Source organism: Streptomyces sp. NPDC059398 (assembly GCF_042751845.1).
Classification (GTDB): Bacteria; Actinomycetota; Actinomycetes; order Streptomycetales; family Streptomycetaceae; genus Streptomyces.
The window spans coordinates 15,516-35,860 of the sequence record NZ_JBHYWP010000048.1 but is presented as its reverse complement, the minus strand read 5'-3'; the positions used below and the strand labels follow the sequence as shown (position 1 = coordinate 35,860).

The 20,345-nt window shown below is 71.9% G+C and carries 18 protein-coding genes and 2 tRNA genes; 2 read left to right on the top strand and 18 right to left on the bottom strand.

The features are described 5' to 3' along the window. Positions 1-121: 121 nt before the first annotated feature. Together ACFXBC_RS18635 and ACFXBC_RS18630 are read right to left on the bottom strand one after the other, a co-directional pair. Positions 122-1,006 carry a YceI family protein gene (locus tag ACFXBC_RS18635; RefSeq protein ID WP_385024942.1) on the bottom strand — a complete coding sequence of 295 codons (885 nt, stop codon included), beginning with the start codon at positions 1,004-1,006 and terminating at the stop codon, positions 122-124. 208 nt (positions 1,007-1,214) lie between these two features. Then, on the bottom strand, positions 1,215-2,138 hold the full coding sequence (locus tag ACFXBC_RS18630; RefSeq protein ID WP_385024939.1) for an arylamine N-acetyltransferase: 924 nt from the start codon (positions 2,136-2,138) through the stop codon (positions 1,215-1,217). Positions 2,139-2,345: 207 nt separating this feature from the next. Between ACFXBC_RS18630 and ACFXBC_RS18625 the strand changes: the two genes are divergently transcribed. Then, positions 2,346-2,801 (top strand): pyridoxamine 5'-phosphate oxidase family protein, encoded by a 456-nt coding sequence (locus ACFXBC_RS18625; RefSeq protein ID WP_385024936.1) that lies wholly within the window; start codon positions 2,346-2,348, stop codon positions 2,799-2,801. A gap of 98 nt (positions 2,802-2,899) precedes the next feature. Here ACFXBC_RS18625 and ACFXBC_RS18620 read toward each other — a convergent pair whose 3' ends face one another. The 14 genes from ACFXBC_RS18620 to ACFXBC_RS18555 form a co-directional block, all read right to left on the bottom strand. Further along, a complete protein-coding gene (locus ACFXBC_RS18620; protein ID WP_385024933.1) occupies positions 2,900-5,389 on the bottom strand; it encodes a ComEC/Rec2 family competence protein in 2,490 nt (829 codons plus the stop codon). Next, on the bottom strand, positions 5,386-6,273 hold the full coding sequence (locus tag ACFXBC_RS18615; protein ID WP_385024930.1) for a helix-hairpin-helix domain-containing protein: 888 nt from the start codon (positions 6,271-6,273) through the stop codon (positions 5,386-5,388). Before ACFXBC_RS18615 ends, ACFXBC_RS18620 begins: the two co-directional genes overlap by 4 nt. Before the next feature lie 567 nt (positions 6,274-6,840). Continuing rightward, complete coding sequence (locus ACFXBC_RS18610; RefSeq protein WP_385024927.1) at positions 6,841-7,686, bottom strand: DegV family protein; 846 nt, start codon at positions 7,684-7,686, stop codon at positions 6,841-6,843. Positions 7,687-7,914: 228 nt separating this feature from the next. Next, positions 7,915-8,721, bottom strand: coding sequence for a hypothetical protein (locus ACFXBC_RS18605; RefSeq protein ID WP_385024924.1), 807 nt, complete (start codon positions 8,719-8,721; stop codon positions 7,915-7,917). 160 nt (positions 8,722-8,881) lie between these two features. Next, the gene (gene leuS / locus ACFXBC_RS18600) at positions 8,882-11,797 is read right to left on the bottom strand and encodes a leucine--tRNA ligase (RefSeq protein WP_385024921.1); all 2,916 of its coding nucleotides are present in this window, start codon (positions 11,795-11,797) and stop codon (positions 8,882-8,884) included. Positions 11,798-12,094: 297 nt separating this feature from the next. Next, a tRNA-Ala gene (locus tag ACFXBC_RS18595) sits at positions 12,095-12,167 on the bottom strand. 85 nt (positions 12,168-12,252) lie between these two features. Beyond that, positions 12,253-12,486, bottom strand: a complete 234-nt coding sequence (locus ACFXBC_RS18590) for a hypothetical protein (protein ID WP_385024918.1) — start codon at positions 12,484-12,486, stop codon at positions 12,253-12,255. Positions 12,487-12,840: 354 nt separating this feature from the next. Next, a tRNA-Ala gene (locus ACFXBC_RS18585) sits at positions 12,841-12,913 on the bottom strand. Between the two features lie 120 nt (positions 12,914-13,033). Continuing rightward, positions 13,034-13,687 (bottom strand): histidine phosphatase family protein, encoded by a 654-nt coding sequence (locus ACFXBC_RS18580; protein WP_385024990.1) that lies wholly within the window; start codon positions 13,685-13,687, stop codon positions 13,034-13,036. Continuing rightward, entirely contained in the window at positions 13,684-14,133 is a 450-nt protein-coding gene (gene rsfS / locus ACFXBC_RS18575) for a ribosome silencing factor (protein ID WP_385024915.1), read from the bottom strand. Before rsfS ends, ACFXBC_RS18580 begins: the two co-directional genes overlap by 4 nt. Before the next feature lie 135 nt (positions 14,134-14,268). After that, positions 14,269-16,032, bottom strand: a complete 1,764-nt coding sequence (locus tag ACFXBC_RS18570) for a LytR C-terminal domain-containing protein (protein WP_385024912.1) — start codon at positions 16,030-16,032, stop codon at positions 14,269-14,271. Positions 16,033-16,051: 19 nt separating this feature from the next. Next, positions 16,052-16,648 (bottom strand): nicotinate-nucleotide adenylyltransferase, encoded by a 597-nt coding sequence (gene nadD, locus ACFXBC_RS18565; protein WP_385024909.1) that lies wholly within the window; start codon positions 16,646-16,648, stop codon positions 16,052-16,054. 46 nt (positions 16,649-16,694) lie between these two features. Then, complete coding sequence (locus ACFXBC_RS18560) at positions 16,695-16,856, bottom strand: hypothetical protein (RefSeq protein ID WP_385024906.1); 162 nt, start codon at positions 16,854-16,856, stop codon at positions 16,695-16,697. An 81-nt stretch (positions 16,857-16,937) separates the two neighbouring features. Beyond that, positions 16,938-17,081, bottom strand: coding sequence for a hypothetical protein (locus ACFXBC_RS18555; RefSeq protein WP_266857081.1), 144 nt, complete (start codon positions 17,079-17,081; stop codon positions 16,938-16,940). A gap of 118 nt (positions 17,082-17,199) precedes the next feature. On the opposite strand from ACFXBC_RS18555, the gene ACFXBC_RS18550 reads away from it, so the two are divergent. Further along, positions 17,200-18,441, top strand: coding sequence for a M48 family metallopeptidase (locus ACFXBC_RS18550; RefSeq protein ID WP_385024902.1), 1,242 nt, complete (start codon positions 17,200-17,202; stop codon positions 18,439-18,441). Here ACFXBC_RS18550 and ACFXBC_RS18545 read toward each other — a convergent pair. Both ACFXBC_RS18545 and ACFXBC_RS18540 read right to left on the bottom strand, forming a co-directional pair. After that, positions 18,416-19,507 carry a hypothetical protein gene (locus tag ACFXBC_RS18545; RefSeq protein WP_385024899.1) on the bottom strand — a complete coding sequence of 364 codons (1,092 nt, stop codon included), beginning with the start codon at positions 19,505-19,507 and terminating at the stop codon, positions 18,416-18,418. The two genes, ACFXBC_RS18550 and ACFXBC_RS18545, sit on opposite strands and share 26 nt — an antisense overlap. A gap of 179 nt (positions 19,508-19,686) precedes the next feature. Next, entirely contained in the window at positions 19,687-20,337 is a 651-nt protein-coding gene (locus ACFXBC_RS18540) for a hypothetical protein (protein ID WP_385024896.1), read from the bottom strand. Positions 20,338-20,345 lie beyond the last annotated feature (8 nt).

Genomic DNA, 20,345 nt, shown 5'->3' with positions numbered 1-20,345 from the left:
GGGGGGGGGGGGGGGGGGGGCGCGGGGCGGCGGGCGCGGGCGCGCGCGCGCGGGCGCGCGCGGGGGGGGGGGGACTCAGGGGGGGGGGGGGGCGGGGGGGGGGGCGTCCGGCCCAGGGTCGCTACTTCTTCACGATCTGGACGTCCAGGTCGATGGTGATGCTGTTGCCGACCACCGCGATGCCGCGGGCCAGCATGGTCTGCCAGCTGACGGTGAAGTCGTCACGGCGCAGCTCGGTGGTGGCACGGCAGGCGGCGCGCACCTCCCCCTCCATGCCGTTGCCGATGCCGAGGTACTGCGCGTCGAGCGTGACGGTGCGGCTGACGCCGTGCAGGGTGAGCGCGCCGGTCACGGCCCAGCGACTGCCACCGCGGTGCACGAAGCGGTCGCTGTAGAACTCAAGCGTCGGGAAGTGCGCCACGTCCAGGAAGTCTCCCGAGCGCAGATGGTCATCGCGCATCTGGACGTTGGTGTCGATGGACGCCGCGTCGATGATGACGTGCATCGCGGAGTCCTCCATGTGGTCCGCGATCCTGACCGCGCCCGCGAAGGTGTTGAACCGGCCGTGGATACGGGCCAGTCCGATATGGCGGGCGGTGAAGCTGATCTGCGAGTGCATCGGCTCGATCTCCCACTCGCCCGGTTCCGGCAGCGAGGGCGGCTGGGCGATCTGGAGCGTGACATCGCCGAGCGCGGAGTGGCCGCCCTCGGTGACGTTGGCGCTGCCGTGGAAGGGCGTGAACCCCTCGGCGGTGACGGCCAGCCGGTACTCGCCCGGGGGAACGGTGGCGAAAAGGGAGCCGTACGGGTCGGTCTCGCCGCCGAAGGTCCTGCGGCCCATGGTGTCGGTGAGGACGAACTCCGCCTGCGGGACAGCACCGTTGACGGGGTCGAGCACCCGGCAGCTGACCATCCCCGCGTGGGCGGGCAGGGACAGTCCGCCAAGAGGGCCACCACCGCGTCCCGCGCCGGTCTTCGACCGGTTACCAAACCAACGGCTGAACACTTCTCAGAACCCCCCGTGCATCGGGCCGACCTCGGTCGCGCGCGTGGAGGACGTCATTGTCGGGGCGGCGACCCGCTGACGAATAGGCATTCGATCACTGTTGGCACGTTCTGGGCAAACGGCGCTGGTCGTGGGGGTTGACGGTCAGCTGTCACGAGTTGCGCTCTCTCGGGCGCTCACTCGCGCCTACCCGCGCCGACTCAGACACTTACTCAGAAGTAATGTCCTTCCGTACCGGCACCCGGTCGAATTCCAGCCCGAAGTGGTCGCGATAGGCGGCGAGAACGGCAGCGTCGCTTCCCAACTCCCGCTCATGCCGCTCGCCGTGCGTGGTGGTGATCAGTTTGTCGCCGCTGAGCGTGATCCGGCCGTGGTCGCTGAGCCGGGAGCAGATGAGTGACCGGGTGAAGTGGGAGGCGGGCGAGGTCCGGTGGTACCAGGCCGCCGCCTCGAAGTCGGCCAGCTCACGCGGGCGCCGCTCCAGCCGGTACTGGGGTGTTCCGTCCCGTACGACATCGAGGTCGCCGTCGTCCGCGTCCATGCCCGCCTCGGCGATCCGGAACGTGCCGCCGGGATCCCGCTGGTCGCCCCGCACACCGAACGCCAGCGGGTGGTGGCTGTGGTCGCCGAACCCGACGTCGGCGAGCCAGGGTCCGGTGCCATCGGCCGTCCCGACCCGCAGGGCGAGGTGGTCGTATGGGATGCCCAGGCCGCCGCCTGGGCTGTGCACCCGGGCCTGGAGAAGCGTCACCGGGAAGCCCAGAGCCCGCAGCAGCGCCGCGAAGGCGCCGTTGAGCTCGTAGCAGATGCCGCCGCGCCGGGCGCCGACGATCTTGTCGACGAGCGGTGCGTCCGCGAGCACGATGTCCTCATCCCGGTGAATGGACAGGTTCTCGAACGGCACCGTGCGCAGATGCCGCAGCTGCAGCTCACGGAGGGCCGACGCGTCGGGTGCGGTGGGACGTTCGGCCCCGATGCGCCGGAGATACGCGGCCACCCACGCGGGCTCGGGCGCCGTCTCCGGTGAGCCGGCTGACGGCCTGTCCAGTGATCCGCCCTGCGATCCGTCCAGCGATCTGCTCTGCGATCCGCCCTGCGATCCGTCCAGCGGTGTGCCCGGCGATCTGTCCATGCGGTCAAGTCTCGCTCCCCGCACGGACTCGCGCCATGCACCGGAACGCCTGCGGCAGACCTGCCGGGACCTGCCGGGACCTGCCGGGACCTGCCGGGACCTGCTGTAGACCTATTGAGACCTCCCCGGCCATGGGAGTCCTAGGGCCGGGCGACTAGGCCCTCAGCACGATCCCCCGGCGGCGTTTCGCCACTAGCGTGGTCGGCCATGACGAACCCGGAACCGGCGCGCAGTCGGCAGCAGCGACGGCAGGACACCATGGGCCGGCTGGAGCAGGACGTCGACTGCTGGGTGGCCACAGCCGGCGCGGACGGCGAACCCTGCCTCGTGCCCCTGTCGTTCGTATGGCACGAGGGCAGCGTGGTGATCTGCACCCGCCGCACCAATCCGACCGGCGCCAACCTGGTGCGGGCCGGACGTGCCAGGGTCACGCTCGGCCACACCAGGGACGTGGTGCTCATCGAGGGCGAGGGCGAACAGCTGACGGGCGACAGCCGCACCGCGGCGGCCGACGCCTTCGCGGCGAAGCTCACCTGGGATCCGCGTGCCGAGAAGGGGTATGTGTATCTGCGGATCACCCCGAAAGCGGTCCAGGCCTGGCGCGAGGTGAACGAGATCGCCGGCCGCGATCTGATGCGCGACGGCACCTGGCTCGACGACTGACTGCACCGGGCCACCGGCCGCGGTCGCCCCGCCCGCGGTCGCCCCGCCCGCGGTCGCCCCGCCCGCGTCCCGCGGCTGGTGGCCCGGTGACCGCGGACTCACCGGCCCGCCGGTATCGCCCGCAGCTCCGGCCCCGTGCCCGTCACCGCGATGGAGCCGTCCTTGTCCGTGCGCAGCACCGTCGCACCGCCCGCCCGGAGCGCGGCGACCGTACGCGGTGCGGGGTGGCCGTACGGGTTGTCCTGGCCGCAGGAGATCAGGGCGAGCCGGGGCCGTACGGCGTGCAGCAGGGCCGGGTCCTGGTAGGCCGAGCCGTGGTGGGCGACCTTGAGCACATCCACCGGGGGGAGCGCCGGGTAGGCCCGCAACAGCGCCTGCTGGGCCGGGGGTTCGAGGTCGCCGGGCAGCAGCAGGGTGAGGCCCGCGGTGCGGACCAGCAGGGTGACGCTGGCGTCGTTGGGCCCGTCGGCGACGGGCTCCGGGGCCGCTGACGGCCACAGCACCTCCCAGCTCAGCCCTCCGATACGGCGCCGCTCACCCGGGCCCGCCCGGACGACCGGGATCCGCGCCCCCGCCGCCTCCCGTCGTACGGACGCGCTCTGGTCCGGTGGATCCTGGAGGCCCGTCGTCTCGATCGCGCCGACCGTCCGGCCGCGCAGCACTCCGGGCAGACCGGCCACATGGTCGGCGTGGAAGTGGGTGAGCAGAAGCAGCGGGATACGGGTCACGCCGAGGGCCCGGAGGCAGCGGTCGACGAGGCGGGGATCGGGGCCCGTGTCGATCACGACGGCCGTGCCCGCACCGGCCGCGAGGACGGTCGCGTCGCCCTGCCCCACGTCGCACATCGCGTACTTCCACCCCGGCGGCGGCCAGCCCGTGACAACCCGGGTGAGCGGGGCCGGCCGGACGACCGCGAGCAGCAGCAGGAGGACGCAGCCCACGCAGACCCATGGATGGCGGCGCGCTCTGCGGGCAGCCACCGCGAGGACGACGGTGACCACGGCGAGCAGCAGCGCGCCGGACCATCCGCCGGGCCAGTCGATCTCGGCGCCGGGCAGCGCGGCACCGTGCCTGGCCACGGCGGCGATCCAGCCGGCCGGCCACCCGGCGCAGTGGGCCAGTACGGTGGCCGCCGCACCGGACAGCGGGGCCACGCCGAGGGCGGCGAAGCCGAGTACCGTCGCGGGGCCTACCGCGAGTTCGGCCAGGAGATTGCAGGGGACGGCGATCAGCCCGACCCGGGACGCCAGCAGAACGATCACGGGAGCGCAGACCGCCTGGGCGGCGGCAGCGGCGGCGATGACCTCCGCGAGCCTCGGCGGCACCCCGCGCCGCCGCAGTGCGGCGCTCCAGCACGGGCCGATCGTGAGCAGGGCACTCGTGGCGAGGACCGAGAGCAGAAAGCCGTAACTCCGGGCCAGCCAGGGGTCGTACAGCACCAGCAGCAGTACCGCGGTGGCCAGCGCCGGGATCAGTGATCTGCGGCGGCCGGTACCGATCGCGAGCAGGGTGACCAGCCCGCAGGCCGCTGCCCGCAGCACACTCGGGTCCGGTCTGCACACGACCACGAAGGCCAGCGTGAGGGCCCCGCCGAGCATGGCCGTCGCCCGCAGCGGAATCCCGAGCCGGGGCGCGAGTCCGCCCCGCTCCGCCCGCAGCGCGGTGCCCGGCGGGCCGATCAGCAAGGCCAGGACGAGAGTGAGGTTACTGCCGGACACCGCGAGCAGATGGGTCAGATCGGTGGTCCTGAAGGCATCCGACAGGTCGGGCGTGACCCGGGAGGTGTCGCCCACCACCAGACCGGGCAGCAGCGCCCGCGCGTCCGGGGCGAGCCCTTCGCTCGCTTCGCGCAGTCCGGTACGCAGCCGCCCGGCCAGCCGCTGCGCCCCGGTCGGCCCGCCGATGACCTGGGGTGGCCTGCTGCCCTCCGCACTGAGGACGGCAGCGATGTGGGGGTCTCCGGAGAGCGGCGGCTGGGGGCGGGCGTTCAACCGCAGCCGTGTGGTCGGCAGCAGCCCCTGCCATCCGGCCGCGTGAGCGATCACGAGGACCGGCGTACGCACGGTGGATGTCGTCCCGTCCGGGGCCCGCACCCGTGTCACATCGGCGTCGAGGACGAAGGACGCTCGGGTCGCGTGGTCGCCGCGGATCCGGGGGCGCGTCGGGCGGGGATCGGATGTGACGGTCAACTCCACCGTGACCCGGGCCGACTGACGCGCCAGCTGCGGCAGGGGCCCGCGCCGGACGTCGGCGGCGTGCAGCCCGCCGGACGCGGCGCCCGCAGCGGCGCACAGCAGGACGGCGGCCACCGCCGTGGCGTTCGGCCGCCGGCCCGGCCGGGCTCCTCCATCCCGGGAGGGGACCCGCCCACGCCGCCCCCGTACGGACGCGAACGCCACCGCTGCCGTGCCGAGACAGACCACGGTGAGGTAGAACACCCACCACCCCGGCACCGCGACGGACGTCGCCGCCGCGGCCCAGACGGCCAGGGCGGGCACCACAAGGCGCAGGTCTGCAGGGCCCTCCTGGCGGGGATCGGCAGCGCCGAGCCGATGCCCCGATGCCGTATGAACTGCCGCGCGCGTCATGGCCGTACGAGAGGCTGGAGGTCGGAGAACCGCCGGTCACCGATGCCGGTGACCTGCCGGAGCTCATCGACGGATGTGAACCCGCCGTGCTCGGTGCGGTAGTCGACGATGTGCCGCGCCAGCACCGGACCGACACCGGGCAGGGTGTCCAGCTGCTCCACGGTTGCGGTACTGAGGCTGACCGGCCCCGCCGTGGACGGTCCCCCAGCTGCTGGCCCTCCCGTGGACGGGCCGGACCCGCCCGTACCGCCGCCGTCGGGACCTGCCCCTGCGATGGCCGCCTGGCCTGCCGGGGAGCCGACGACCACCTGTTCACCGTCGGTGAGTACCCGCGCCTGGTTGAGCCCCGAAGTGTCCGTACCGTCCTTCACGCCTCCCGCCGCCGCCAGCGCGTCGGTCACCCGCGATCCGGCGGGCAGCCGCTGGATCCCGGGCCTGCGGACCTTGCCGCTCACGTCGACGACGATCCGGGCGGCGGTCGCCCCGGCCTGCCCGGGGCCCGCCCCCGGTGGCGGCAGAGCATCCCCGGACTGCGGCGGCCCCGGGCTCGGGCGCGGCCCGGACGGCAGGTGGTCCCCAACGGCGTTGCTTGATCCGGAGGTTGGCAGACCGGCGCTGACCACGTCGGGCGCCGGAACGGACTGCGGGCGCCCGGTCCAGAAGTGCTGGGCGGCGAGCGCAGCGGCCACGACGAGCACGACCGCGAGCGCGCCGAGCGTCCTGGGGGTGAGACCACAGCGCGCCTGCACCCAGAGCGGCAGCCGCTCCCGCAGCGCCTCCCCCGCCCGGGCCACCAACGCTCCGACACGACCGGAAGCCGCCGTCCCGCCGCCCGGCGCGTCACCATCCGGGACGTCCTCGTCCTTCGGGCCACTGACCGGCACCCCCTCGTCCTTCGCACCACCGGCCGCACCACCAGCAGACGCGGCGCCAGTCTTCGCGCCACCAGCCGGCGTGGTACCGGCCCGAGCACCGCTTCCCTCGCCCTCACCCCTGTCCCGGCCAGCCCCCGCGCGGGCCGCACCTGCCCCCGTCCCCCGCTCTGCCGGGAGACCGGGGCCGCCCGGCGCTACCGGAACGGCGGCCGACCGCGCGGGGAAGAGCGCCTCCGCACGGAGGCGCAGCTCTTCATCCGGGTCCCTGTGCCGATGCCTGAGGCGGGCGTGACGACGCGAACCGGTGGTGCGGGTGCGGCCGTCGGACGACGGAGCCCGGCCGGGGCCGCTGGTCGCGGAACGTGACGTGATGATCGTGCGGGAAGCGTGGGAAGCGTGGAGAGTCATGCCACGAGACAGTAAGGACGTCCGCGGAACCGTGCTGATCAAGGTCAATAACGGTGGAAATACCGGGTCTTGTGGATAACACGGCCACCCGAACGAGCGCGTCCACTCCCCCGGCCCGCTGCCCGCCCCGCGCCCCGGCCCGCTCCCTGGCCCATCCCCCCGACCGCCTCAGCGGGGCGAGACCACAACCGCCAGCAGCCCCGGTCCCGTGTGTGCCCCGATGACCGCTCCGACCTCGCTGACATGCAGGTCCACCAGGCCCGGCACACGCTCCCTCAGCCGCTCGGCGAGCGCCGCCGCCCGCTCGGGCGCTGCCAGATGGTGTACCGCGATGTCCACCTGGCCGTCCCCCGCCCGGTCGGCGGCGATCTCCTCCAGCCGGGCGATGGCCTTCGAGGCCGTCCGTACCTTCTCCAGCATCTCGATACGGCCGCCGTCGAGTTGCAGCAGTGGCTTCACCGCGAGGGCCGAGCCGAGCAGGGCCTGTGCGGCACCGATCCTGCCCCCTCGGCGCAGATAGTCGAGTGTGTCCACGTAGAAGTACGCGGACATCCCTCCGGCGCACTTCTCCGCCGCCGCCACCGCATCGTCCAGCGAGCCGTCCGAGCCGGCCGTCTCGGCCGCGGAGAGCGCGCAGAAGCCCAGCGCCATCGCGACCATGCCGGTGTCGACCACGCGGACCGGGACGGGTGCCTCCCGCGCCGCCAGCACGGCCGCGTCGTACGTACCGGAGAACTCGGACGACAGATGGAGGGAGACGATTCCGCTCGCTCCAGCGGCGGCAGCCGCCCGGTAGGTCTCGGCGAACACCTCAGGGGCGGGCCGGGACGTGGTCACCGAGCGCCGCTTCTGCAGGGCCGCCGCCAGGGCGCGGGCCGAGGTCTCCGTACCGTCCTCCAGAGCGCGGTCCCCCAGGACCACCGTCAGCGGCACCGCTGTGATGTGGTGCCGTGCCAGCGTCTGCGGCGGCAGGTAGGCCGTGGAATCGGTCACGATCGCGACATGGCGGGACATGAGCCGGAGATTACCCGCCGACGCGGTGGCGAAGTCGTGCGACCCCTCGTCGGCGGGACCGCAAGCGTCCGCGCCCGTGCCGGATACCCCCGTGCCGGACACCCCGGTACCGGATGCCCCAGCGCCGGACGCCCCGGTGCCGGATGTCTCCATGCCGGATGTCCCCATGCCCGGCACCCCCAGGCCGACGGCCCACGCGCCCGCTGCCGATTCGCCGACGCCCGTCACTCAGGTCGTGCTCTCCGGTCGTGCGGTCTTCTGCCACGGGTACCGCTGCTGCCGGTCAGGGTCCCTGGCCGTGATCGCGTCGGGCCCGGCCCGATGCGCACCACTCCCGCCCGCGGCCCCTCCATCGGAGGACGGCCAGGGCTTCTCATCAGCCGTCGAACCCGAACCGGCCCCTTGCCGCACCCCGCGTCCCTGCCCCCGCACATCCCCGCCGGCCGCACGCCCGCCGGCCGCGCCGTCAGCCGTACGACCATCCTCCGCCGGTGTCGTCCAGTGCCGCAGCGCGCCCGCTTCCACATCGATCTGCTCGTTCAGCGCGATCAGATCGTCGTCGGCGAACTTCCGGGCCCGGTCCCGGGCCGCCCAGCGCAGCGCGTCGGCCGAGTGTGTGATCTGCTCCGTACGCTCCCGGAGGGCCGGCAGCCGCTGTCCGAGCCCCGACTTGTCCGGCTCGCGCTCCAGCCGCCGCAGCTCCGCGTCCAGCTCCAGGCCGTGTGCGCTCAGCCGGTCGAAGAGGCGCAGCGTCTCGCGCAGTGACTCGTCCTCGGCCACCCCCGCGTGCAGGGCGTCCTGGGTGGCCCGCATCGATGTGCGCAGCGAGAGTCTCAGCTGAGCCAGCTCGCCCGCGGCACCCGGCTGGCCGTAGCTCTTCGCGCGCAGCGCGGTGTCCTCGACGGTCCGCCGGGCCTGCGAGATCGTCCGGTCGACGCTCCGTCTCGCGGCTCCCACCACCTTGACCGCCGCATACGCCCCCACGCCGAGGAAGACGAGGAACAGCAGCACCAGGATCAGGATCACGGATTCCATGGGGGCGTCCCTCGGTCGTCGGACTCTCTCATCTCCACCGTAAACGGAAAGGGCAGGCTGAGGGTTCCACCAGAACCCCCAACCTGCCCGTAGGGGAAACCCCGCGGTCTCCCGTCCGGCTCAGACCGGTCCCGTCCGGCTCAGGCCGGTTCTGTCCGACTCAGGCCGGAACGATGTTCACCAGCTTCGGCGCCCGCACGATCACCTTGCGGATCCCGGCCCCGCCCAGCGCCGCGACCACACCCGGATCCGTCACCGCCAGCTTCTCCAGGTCGTCGTCCGAGATCGAGGGGGAGATCTCCAGCCGCGCCCTGACCTTGCCCTTGACCTGGACGACACAGGTCACGGTCTCGTCCACGACGTACGCCGGGTCCGCCACCGGGAAGTCCTGGTGCACCACGGAGTCGGTGTGGCCCAGCCTGCGCCACAGTTCCTCGGCGATGTGCGGCGCCAGCGGGGCGACCAGCAGCACCAGCTGCTCGGCCACCGTGCGCGGCACCGGGCCGCCCGCCTTGGTCAGGTAGTTGTTCAGCTCGGTGACCTTGGCGATGGCGGTGTTGAACCGCAGCCCCGCCATGTCGTGGCCGACGCCGTCGATGGCCTTGTGCAGCGCGCGCAGCGTCTCCTCACCGGGCTCCGCGTCGGCGACAGCGGCCTCGCCGGTCTCCTCGTCCACGACATTGCGCCACAGCCGCTGCAGCAGCCGGTACTGGCCGACCACCGCACGGGTGTCCCACGGCCGTGAGACGTCCAGCGGGCCCATGGCCATCTCGTACAGGCGCAGCGTGTCCGCGCCGTACTCCGCGCAGATCTCGTCCGGAGTGACCGCGTTCTTCAGGGACTTGCCCATCTTGCCCAGGACGCGGCTGACCTTCTCGCCCCCGAACCAGAACGCGCCGTCCCGCTCCTCGACCTCGGCGGCGGGCACCGCGATCCCGCGGCTGTCCCGGTAGACGAACGCCTGGATCATGCCCTGGTTGTACAGCTTGTGGAACGGCTCGACCGACGAGATGTGCCCCAGGTCGAACAGCACCTTGGACCAGAACCGCGCGTACAGCAGGTGCAGTACGGCGTGCTCGGCGCCACCGACGTACAGGTCGACGCCGCCGTGCGGCTGGCCCTCGCGCGGGCCCATCCAGTACTGCTCGATGGCCGGGTCGACCAGCTTCTCGCTGTTGTGCGGGTCCAGGTAGCGCAGCTCGTACCAGCAGGAACCGGCCCAGTTCGGCATGGTGTTGGTCTCGCGGCGGTACTTCCTGACACCGTCGCCCAGGCCCAGGTCCAGCTCGACGTTCACCCAGTCCTCGTTGCGGGACAGCGGGGTCTCGGGCGAGGTGTCCGCGTCGTCCGGCTCGAAGGTGCGCGGCGAGTAGTCGTCCACCTCCGGCAGTTCCAGCGGCAGCATCGACTCGGGCAGCGGGTGCGCGATGCCGTCCTCGTCGTAGACGATCGGGAAGGGCTCGCCCCAGTAGCGCTGCCGGCTGAACAGCCAGTCGCGCAGCCGGAAGTTGACGGTGCCCTCACCGGCGCCGCGCTCGGCCAGCCACTCGGTGATCCGCTCCTTGGCGTCGGCGACGCCCAGGCCGTCCAGGGAGATGTCGTCGTGGGTGGAGTTGACCAGCTTCGCCTCGTACGAGCCGAAGGCGTCGTCCCAGGTGGCGGGGTCGGTGCCGCGGTCGTCGGACGGTTCGACGACACAGCGCATGGGCAGCTCGAAGGCGCGCGCGAAGGCGAAGTCACGGCTGTCGTGCGCCGGGACGGCCATGATCGCGCCGGTGCCGTACCCCATCAGCACATAGTCGGCGATGAAGACGGGGACCTGCTCGCCGCTGACCGGGTTGACCGCGTACGCGCCGGTGAAGACGCCGGTCTTCTCCTTGGCGTCGGCCTGCCGCTCGACGTCCGACTTCGAGGCGGCGAGGGCGCGGTAGGCGGCGATGGCCTCGGCCGGAGTGGCGTGGCCGCCGGTCCATACGGAGTGCGTGCCCTCGGGCCAGGCGTCCGGGACGATCGACTTCTCGCCGGAGATCAGCTCGTGCTCGGGCGCCAGCACCATGTAGGTGGCGCCGAACAGGGTGTCCTGGCGGGTGGTGAAGACCGTGATGGCATCGGAGCCCCCGTCGACCGCGAAGTCCACGCGGGCGCCCTCGGAGCGGCCGATCCAGTTCCGCTGCTGGAGCTTGATCGCCTCGGGCCAGTCCAGCGCGTCCAGATCGGAGAGCAGCCGGTCGGCGTAGGCGGTGATACGCATGTTCCACTGGCGCAGCTTCGCCTTGAAGACGGGGAAGTTGCCGCGCTCGGAGCGGCCGTCGGCGGTCACTTCCTCGTTCGCCAGGACGGTGCCCAGACCCGGGCACCAGTTGACCGGGGCGTCCGACGCGTACGCCAGCCGGTACTCGCTCAGCAGGTCGGCCCGCTCCACGGCGGACAGCTCGCCCCAGGCACGGCCGCCGGGGACGGCACGCTCACCACTCTCGAACTGGGCGGCCAGCTCGGCGATCGGGCGGGCCTTCTGCGCGTCCCGGTCGTACCAGGAATTGAAGATCTGGACGAAGATCCACTGGGTCCACTTGTAGTACTCGGGGTCGATCGTCGCGAACGACCTGCGCTTGTCGTGGCCCAGACCCAGCCTTCGCAGCTGGGACTTCATGTTCTCCATATTGGCCTCGGTGGAGGCCCGGGGGTGGGTACCGGTCTGTACGGCGAACTGCTCGGCCGGCAGGCCGAAGGCGTCGAATCCCAGGGTGTGCAGGACGTTGTGGCCGGTCATCCGCTGGTGCCTGGCGTAGACGTCCGTGGCGATGTAGCCCAGCGGGTGGCCCACGTGCAGCCCGGTGCCCGAGGGGTACGGGAACATGTCCATGATGAACTTCTTGGGCCTGGCCACCACGGCCGGGTCGCCCGCCAGCTCGCCGGCCGGGTTCGGTGCGTCGTACGTGCCGTCGGCGTCCCAGAAGTCCTGCCAGCGTGCCTCGATGTCGGCGGCCATGGCAGCGGTGTAACGGTGCGCCGCGGCCACCTCGGATGAGGGCCCTCCCGCGCTTGCGGCAGCGGGGGAAGAATTCGTCTCGGTCATGATCCTCAAAGCTCCATCGGTCGTCTCTGCCCGCGATCCTCATGGCTGTGGCGCCTGTGGCACCAAACGAAAAAGCCCCTCGCACAGGAGGGGGCGCCGCGCTGATGCCGACCGGGGACACTTCGTCGGTCGGGACTGATCAGCGCGGCTCACTAAGCAGGAGGCGTACGGCACGCATGGCGTCAGGGTACCGCAGGCGCCGTACGCTCCGTGCGGACACCTCGTCGCATGCACACGCGGAAGCGGGCCACCCCATCAGGTGACCCGCTTCCGTTTACCTCTTCCGAGGTCTCACTGTGGAGCTAAGGAGAATTGAACTCCTGACCTCCTGCATGCCATGCAGGCGCTCTACCAACTGAGCTATAGCCCCGTGCTCTTTGCCGATTTCCGGGGTGACCCCTTCGGCTCCGCCAACATTACCGGTCCGCCGTTGCTCCGCCAAATCCGTTCCGCACTCAGGCGGTGGCGAAGGAGTAGAACCGCTTGAGCGTGCAGTGCTCCTCCAGGAGCCGGCCGTAGATCGGCTCCCCCTCCAGCTCGCGGTAGGTCTCGATCGGGTCGCCTTTGATGATCAGCGCCCGCGCGCACTCCTCGCACCAGTACTGGTAGTCGCGGTTGACCGGGTCCATGTCCCTGACGATCGGCGTGCCGCTGCCGCACCAGTCGCATTTCCTCCTGTGTGCACCCATCAGTCAGCTCCAGCGGTGGCCGTGGGGCGGGCATACGGGACGGGTAGGGCGGCGGCCGGGGCGGGCCGGACATGCCGACGGCGAGGGGCAGTTGAGCGGAGCCCCGCGGTGGGAGCGGGTACGGGTGTCCGCCCCGCCGGTCAGGGCGTTGACGCGATCGAGCATGCTCGCGGGCATCGCGCTCTCCCCTCCCTCCGGGCCGGCGTCCCTCCGGCGCTCCGATTCTGCCATGACCCCGCAAGAGGGACAGCGGCGTCGGCGGACGCGCGGGCGGAACCGGAGCGAGCGGACGAAAAATCCCGCCCCCTGCTGGGGACGGGATTTCTCCTTGCTCCGGTGTGGAGCTTCCGACTGTGGAGCTAAGGAGAATTGAACTCCTGACCTCCTGCATGCCATGCAGGCGCTCTACCAACTGAGCTATAGCCCCGCTGTTCGCTTCGCTCGCTGCAATCTCTGCTTCCTGCGGCGCGAACAAGAAGAACTTTAGCCTGCGACCAGCCGGAAAGCGAAATCCGCTCGGACGGCCCGTTGCGGGACCCGGCGCGGCTCAGTCGTCGTCGCCGAGTACCGGCTCGGGGAGTGTCCCGGCGTTGTGCTCAAGGAGCCGCCAGCCGCGGGCGCCCTCGCCCAGCACCGACCAGCAGCAGTTGGAGAGCCCGCCCAGGCTCTCCCAGTGGCGCGACTCCAGACCGAGGAGCCGTCCGATGGTGGTGCGGATGGTGCCGCCGTGGCTGACGACGACGAGCGTCCCGCCGTCGGGCAGCGCGTCGGCGTGGCCGAGCACCACAGGGGCGGCCCGGTCGGCGACCTCGGACTCCAGTTCGCCGCCACCGCGCCGCACGGGCTCCCCGCGCTTCCACGCCGCGTACTGCTCGCCGTAGCGGGCCATGATCTCGTCGTGTGTGAGCCCCTGCCAGCTGCCTGCGTACGTCTCGCGCAGGGCGGCGTCGTACGTGATCTCCTGGCCGGTCACGGCGCCGAGCTCACGGGCGGTGGCCGCCGCCCTGCCGAGGTCGGACGCCACGATCGCGTCGGGCTTCATCGAGGCGAGCAGCCGGGCGGCCCTGTGCGCCTGGCCGACGCCGGTCTCGGTCAGCTCGATGTCCGTGGAGCCCTGGAAGCGGCGCTCCAGGTTCCAGGCGGTCTGGCCGTGCCGCCACAGGACGATGCGGCGGCCACGGCCGCCCCCGGTGCTGTTCAGTGCAGCTCACCGTCCAGGCCGGCGTCGGTGCCCTCGGTGCCGTGGAGCCTGGCGTGCTCCTCGGCCTTGCCGCGGGTCTTGACCGCGTCCTCGGGCAGGTCGATCTCGGGGCAGTCCTTCCAGAGGCGCTCCAGCGCGTAGTAGACGCGCTCCTCGCTGTGCTGGACGTGGATGACGATGTCCACGTAGTCGAGAAGGATCCAGCGGGCGTCGCGGTCGCCCTCCCGGCGCACCGGCTTGGCGCCGAGCTGCTTGTTCAGCCGCTCCTCGATCTCGTCGACGATCGACTTGACCTGGCGGTCGTTGGGCGCCGATGCGAGCAGGAAGGCGTCGGTGATCGACAGCACATCGCTGACGTCGTACGCGGTGATGTCGTGCGCGAGCCGGTCGGCGGCCGCCTGCGCGGCGGCGTTGATGAGCTCGATGGAACGGTCCGTGGCGGTCACTGGCAGGCTTTCGTCGGCGGTCGTGGAGTACCCAAGGGTCTCACGGACCGCCGACGGTCCCGCAATTTTTACCGCCGGGCCCGGACGGGACCGTCCGGATGACACGGAGAGTCCCGCCCGGCCGGACGGTAACCGCTAATTGATCTTGTAGTCCTGGCCCAGCACCACGGAGACGTCCGCGTTCGCGGCGGCCTTGCCCTTGCGGACCGCTCCGGCCGGCAGCCCGAGCGTCTTCGCCACCTCATCCGCCTTGGCCTTCTGTGCCGGGTCGCTGTAGCTGACCTGCGACGACGCGGTGACGCTCGCCTTTCCGCCGTCCACGACCGAGTAGCCGCCGTTGACGAGCGCGATCCTGGCGCTCTCGGTGGAGGCCGTCCGGCCACTGGCGTTGCTGACGCCCACGCTCGTGCTGTCGCCCTGGTCGGGCGCCTTCACCGAACCGCCGAGTACGTCCTTGACCACACTGGCGCTCGCCTGCGGGCTGAGCGTGCCGTCGCTCCGCACGGGCAGCAGTTCCGTGGTGTAGTCGCCCTTCTTGGCGTGTGCGGCGAGCTTGGCGAGCGAGGCACCCAGGTCCTTGTCGGACAGGGACGGGTCCAGGATCTGCGCCAGGTTCTTCACGGTGGTCGTCGCGGCCTGCGGGTCGTCCGAGATCTTCTTCAGGACCCCCTGCATGACCTGCCCGAACCGCTCCAGCTGCTTCGCCTCCGGCTCACCGGGCGCCCGGTAGGTGGAGTACGCGACCGCCATCTGACCGCTGAGCGTCTGGTCCTTGCCCCGGTGCACCAGCGGCTCGGCGCCCTTCTTGGTGTCCGGTACGTCGGTGTCGGTGTCGATGTCGATGTTCCCGATCAGCTCGACCAGGTTCTCCAGATACGGGGTGTCCAGCCGCCAGGTGCCGCCGATCTTGGCCCCGAGGAGGGTGTCCAGGGCCTCCCTCGTGCCGTCCGAACCGTCGTCGTCCACGGACTTGCCGAGGGTGGTCGCCGTACCGTCGTCGTTCGACACGGAGAGGGAGTTGGGCAGCAGGAGCGTGGTGCCCTTTCCGGTGGTGACGTTGTCGACGAGCAGCGCGGTGGAGGTGCCGCCGCCCTTCGTGTTGTGCAGATGGACCACGATCGCGTTGCGCTGCTGCGCCCCGGACGCGGTGGCGCCGCCGCCCGCTCCGGAGACCCCGGGCAGCTTGCCCGCGTACCAGAGGTAGCCGACGCCGCCCACGACGACGAGCGCGAGCACGACGACCAGCGATACGACACGGGTACGCCCTCTGCGTCTGGCCTCCTCGCGCCGCTCGGTGCGGCTCTCGGTGAACTTCAGCCAGTCGATGACGTCTTCGGAGTCCTCGTCGGGCTCCTCGATGAAGGAGAACTGCTCGGTCCGGTACTCGTCGTCGCCCTGCGCGGGCCGACGCTGCCCGGGAACGGCCCGCTTCGGCTGCTCCGGGGGCTGTTCGGAGCGCTCGGACTGTACGGGCTGTGCGGACTGCTCACGCTGCGGCTGCTCGGGCCGGCTCTGCTGCGGGATCCACTGCTGGGTGGTGTCCACGGCGGGCTGCTGCCCGGTCTGCCCGGTGTCGTAGCCGTACCCCTGGCCCTGGCTCTGCCCTTGGCCCTGCCCCTGGCCCTGATACGGCGAGGACGCGGGCGGGGGCTGCTGCTGCGCGTACGGGTCGTATCCGTAGCCGGGGGCCTGCTGGTGCTGCTGCGCGTACGGGTCGTAACTCTGCTGGTGGTGCGGCTGTTGGTGGTGCGGAGCCTGGTGTTGCTGAGGCTGTTGTTGCTGATCCTGCGGCGGCTGCACCTGCTGGTACACCGGCTGCCCGTACTCGTCGTACCCGACGAGCTGCATCGGCTGCCCGTACTGGTCGTACTGCACGTACGGGTTCTGTCGGTCGTTCAACGGTGCCCCTCTCCACGGCTCATGCGCCGCGGTACAGCTGGCGCTTGTCGATGTAGCGCACCACACCGTCCGGAACCAGATACCAGACCGGGTCACCCTGCTCGACCCGGGCACGGCAGTCGGTCGACGAGATGGCCAGGGCGGGCACCTCCACCAGGGAGACACCGCCTTCCGGCAGGCCGTCGTCCGTCAGGACATGGCCCGGCCTGGTCACGCCGATGAAATGGGAGAGTGCGAAGAGCTCTTCGGCGTTCCGCCAGGTGAGGATCTGGGAGAGTGCGTCGGCACCGGTGATGAAGAAGAGGTCCGTGTCGGCGTTGAGGTCGTGCAGATCCCGCAGGGTGTCGATGGTGTACGTCGGCCCGCCGCGGTCGATGTCGATGCGGCTGACCGAGAACTGCGGGTTGGAGGCGGTCGCGATGACCGTCATCAGGTAGCGGTCCTCGGCCGGGGAGACCACCTTGTGGCTCTTCTGCCACGGCTGCCCGGTCGGTACGAACACGACCTCGTCCAGCCGGAACTGGGAGGCCACCTCACTGGCGGCCACCAGGTGTCCGTGGTGGACCGGGTCGAAAGTCCCGCCCATCACGCCGAGACGCCTCTTCTGCTCTCCCATGCGTGCAGACCCTACTGGGCCGCCATCCACCCGTCAGCGCCGCGGGTCAGCGGTCGCGGTTGAAGCGGGTGGTGATCCACAGCAGCAGCAGGAGCGCGAAGAGCGCGCCGCCACCGGTGAGGTACGGGCTGAGGCTGGGGTGGTTACCGCCGTGTCCGCTCTCGGAGGCGAGAGTGGCGAGGTGGGCGGTGGTGGTGTGGAGGCTCATGGTCAGCAGGACCTATCCGGGAGTCGGAGCGGGGGCTTCGCGGACATCGTATGCGGGGCCCCGGGGCACGCTCACGCCGACTCAGTCGTTGTCGCGATATCCGCGCAGGAGGAACCAGGCGAGCAGGACAGCCCCGACCAGCAGGACGACCAGCAGGACCCGCAGGGTGTCGCCCGGCCCCTGCTGGTTCGAGGCAGCGGCGAGCAGTGTGGTCGCGTCCGGCATGACGGGTTCGCTCCTTCTCGGTGTTGGACCCCCGCCACACGGTAGCCCCACCGCATACGCTGGGGGCCGTCAGGGGGACGGGCAGGGCTCGACGAGGACAGAAGGCAGGGGGACATCCATGACGGACGGCGATTACGGGAGCGGTCGGGGAAGCCGCGACGGGGAAGGTCACGAGAACGTGCCCGGCAGGCGGCGCAGGCGCTTCCAGGGCATCTCCTCACGGGCGTACGAACATCCGGCGGACCGGTCGGCCCTGGTGGCGCTGCGCAGGCTCACCGGTTTCGACACCGTCCTCAAGGCGCTCAGCGGGCTGCTGCCCGAGCGCAGCCTGCGGCTGCTCTTCCTCTCCGACTCGGTGCGGGTGAGCGACGCCCAGTTCGCGCACCTCCACGTGATGCTGCGCGACGCCTGCTACATCCTGGACCTGGAGAAGGTCCCCGCCCTGTACGTCACGCAGGACCCCCGGCCCAACGCGATGTGCATCGGCCTGGACGAGCCGATCATCGTGGTCACCACGGGTCTCGTCGAGCTCCTCGACGAGGAGGAGATGCGTGCGGTCGTCGGCCATGAGGTGGGGCACGCGCTCTCCGGCCACGCGGTGTACCGCACGCTCCTGCTCTTCCTCACGAGCGTCGCGCTGAAGGTCGCCTGGATCCCGCTGGGCAATGTGGCGGTCATGGCGCTGGTGACGGCGCTGCGCGAGTGGTTCCGCAAGTCGGAGCTCTCCGCCGACCGGGCGGGGCTGCTGGTCGGCCAGGACCTCCGGGCGTCGATGCGCGGTCTGATGAAGATCGCCGGTGGCAACCATCTGCACGAGATGAACGTGGACGCGTTCCTGGAGCAGGCCGAGGAGTACGAGGCGGGCGGCGACCTGCGGGACTCGGTGCTCAAGATCCTGAACGTACTGCCGCGCAGCCACCCCTTCACCACCGTGCGCGCCGCCGAGCTGAAGAAGTGGGCGGAGAGCCGGGACTTCCAGCGGATCATGGACGGGCACTATCCCCGGCGCGACGAGGACAAGGACACATCGGTCGGCGACTCCTTCCGCGAATCCGCTTCGCACTACGCCGACACGGTGCGCACCAGCAAGGACCCGCTGATGAAGCTGGTGGGCGACATCGCGGGCGGCGCCGGTGACCTGGGCGGAAAGCTGCGCGGGAAGTTCACGGGCGGAGCGGGCGGCGGCGCCAGGGGCGGTACGGGGAAGGACGGCGGTGCCACGGACGGCGGGTCCGGCGACGACTCCACCGGTCCTGGCGGCTCCGCCGGTCCTGGCGGCTCCGCCGGTCCTGGCGGCTCCGCCGGTCCTGACAGCCCTGGCGGCCCCGCCGGTCCTACGGAAGGACCGGCTGCGACCTAGCGGCGAGCGTCCCGCACAGGGAGGTGGCCGGCTGCCCGGTGGCGTACGGATCGGTGCCGGCCGGGCCGCCGTTTGACGCGCGCTCCCCGGCGAGCAGCGGGCGCAGCCGGTTCGCCACGTCGGCCGTGCAGCTCTGCGGCCCGGCCTGCACATCGGCGACGGTGACCTCCGCCTGGCGCAGCCGCAGGTCCTCGGCGGCGAAACGGAAGTGCACCTCGCGGCGGACGGTGAAGAGCGAGGCGCCGTCCGCCGTCGCCGACCCGGTCCTCCCGGCCCGGGGCCCGGCCGGCCTGAGCGGATAGACGAAGGTGTGGTCGGCGACCACCTCCAGCGTCCGGTCCGCCGACTCCTCGTACCGCATGACGCCCGCCACCCGTACATCCGGGCCGGCCAGCGCCACCCGTGCGGGATCGAAGCGGACCAGCCAGCCGGTCGCCGCGTGGCGGCCGTCCGCCGACGGCGCGGCCAGACTCCGGTCGAACTGCGGGTACTGGTCGGGGGCGATCAGGTCCCTGACCTTCTGTGCCGGGCCGCCCATCAGCACGGCGGGGTCCAGCGAGGACGCCACGACGTACTGCCGGGCGATCTTCAGCGCGGCCAGTACCTCGCTGTACGCGAAGTGCGCGGTGCTCCGGGCCCCCGGCGGGTTCACCCCGTCGGCGCCGGTGCGGAAGGCGGCGGCCGGGCTGTGCGCGAAGAGGTCGGCCGGTGTGCCGCCCGGCACCGTGCCGCGCGGCGCGAGCGGGACGACCGTGGTGCGCAAGGGCTGGGCCCGGGGCACCTGCGGCGGCCGGTACGGGTGGTGGATGCCCATGAAGACGGCGGTGCCGAAGGCCACCACCAGGAGCGCCAGTGCGACGAGCAGGCGTCCGGGGCCTCTGCGCGGCCAGCCGGAGCGGCTGCGGACGGCCCGCGCGTGCCGGCCCATCCGCTCCTGCGCGGAGAACTCCTGGAGCCGGGCAGCCCGGATGAACGATTCGTCGAAGACGACGGACCGGTACTCGTCGTCGCCACCGCTGGGCAGGCCCTCGGGTGACCCCTCGGGTGGCTCATCGCGCCCCGCCATACCTTGAGACTAGGTCGTGGCGGGGCTGCCTAAACGCCCCGGTACGGGCCAACTTCGGCGCCGGTCGCGCCCCTCCGGCGCGTGGAGGCCCGCAGGGCCGTGGCCGGGGCGGGTCCCGGCGGCCGGGTGGCCCGGTCAGGGCGTGCGGGGAAGGGCGGGGACAGGTGGGGCCGAATGGCTCAGCGAGCGGTCGTCGCAGTGCCCGCCGACCGGTTCGCGGAGTGCCCGGCGGACTCGCTCGCGGAGTGCCCGGAGGGTGACGGCGATGACCGGGTGACGCTCGCGCCGCCCGGCACCGCGCCGACCCCGGTCGTCACGGGCGCCGGCACCTGGTCCTGCCGGCTGGCCGACGCTCCCCGGTAGACCGCGGCGAAGGCCAGGGCCACCATGCCGATCCCCATGACGAGGGCCAGCAGCCAGGCCACCGGCCGGTGCCAGCGCGCCCTGCCGCGGTACGGGCGCAGGGTGCCGCCGTGCAGACCGTAGGGACCGCTCTCGCCGTCGTCGGGGCCCACGCCGTACGCACCGGGGCCGCCGGGCCCGTAGAACAGGCCGTGGTCCGCGGCGTTCTCGCGGAGGAACTCGTCGTACTCGTCGAAGTAGTCGTCATCGCCGCCCGGGCCGCCCGCGCGCGCCCTTGCGGCCTCGGCCTCCGCGCGCGCCTCGGCGGCGGCCAGCAGCCGCTCGACCGCGGTCGGCTCATGGATGGTGGCGGCCCTGACGAAGTCCTCGCCGAAGACCACGGAGGCGAATTCCTCGTCCGCTCCTCCGCGGTCGTCGTCAGGCTCCCAGCCGTCCTGGAACGGCCTGCCCCCCACGTCGTCAGGCACGCCCTCAG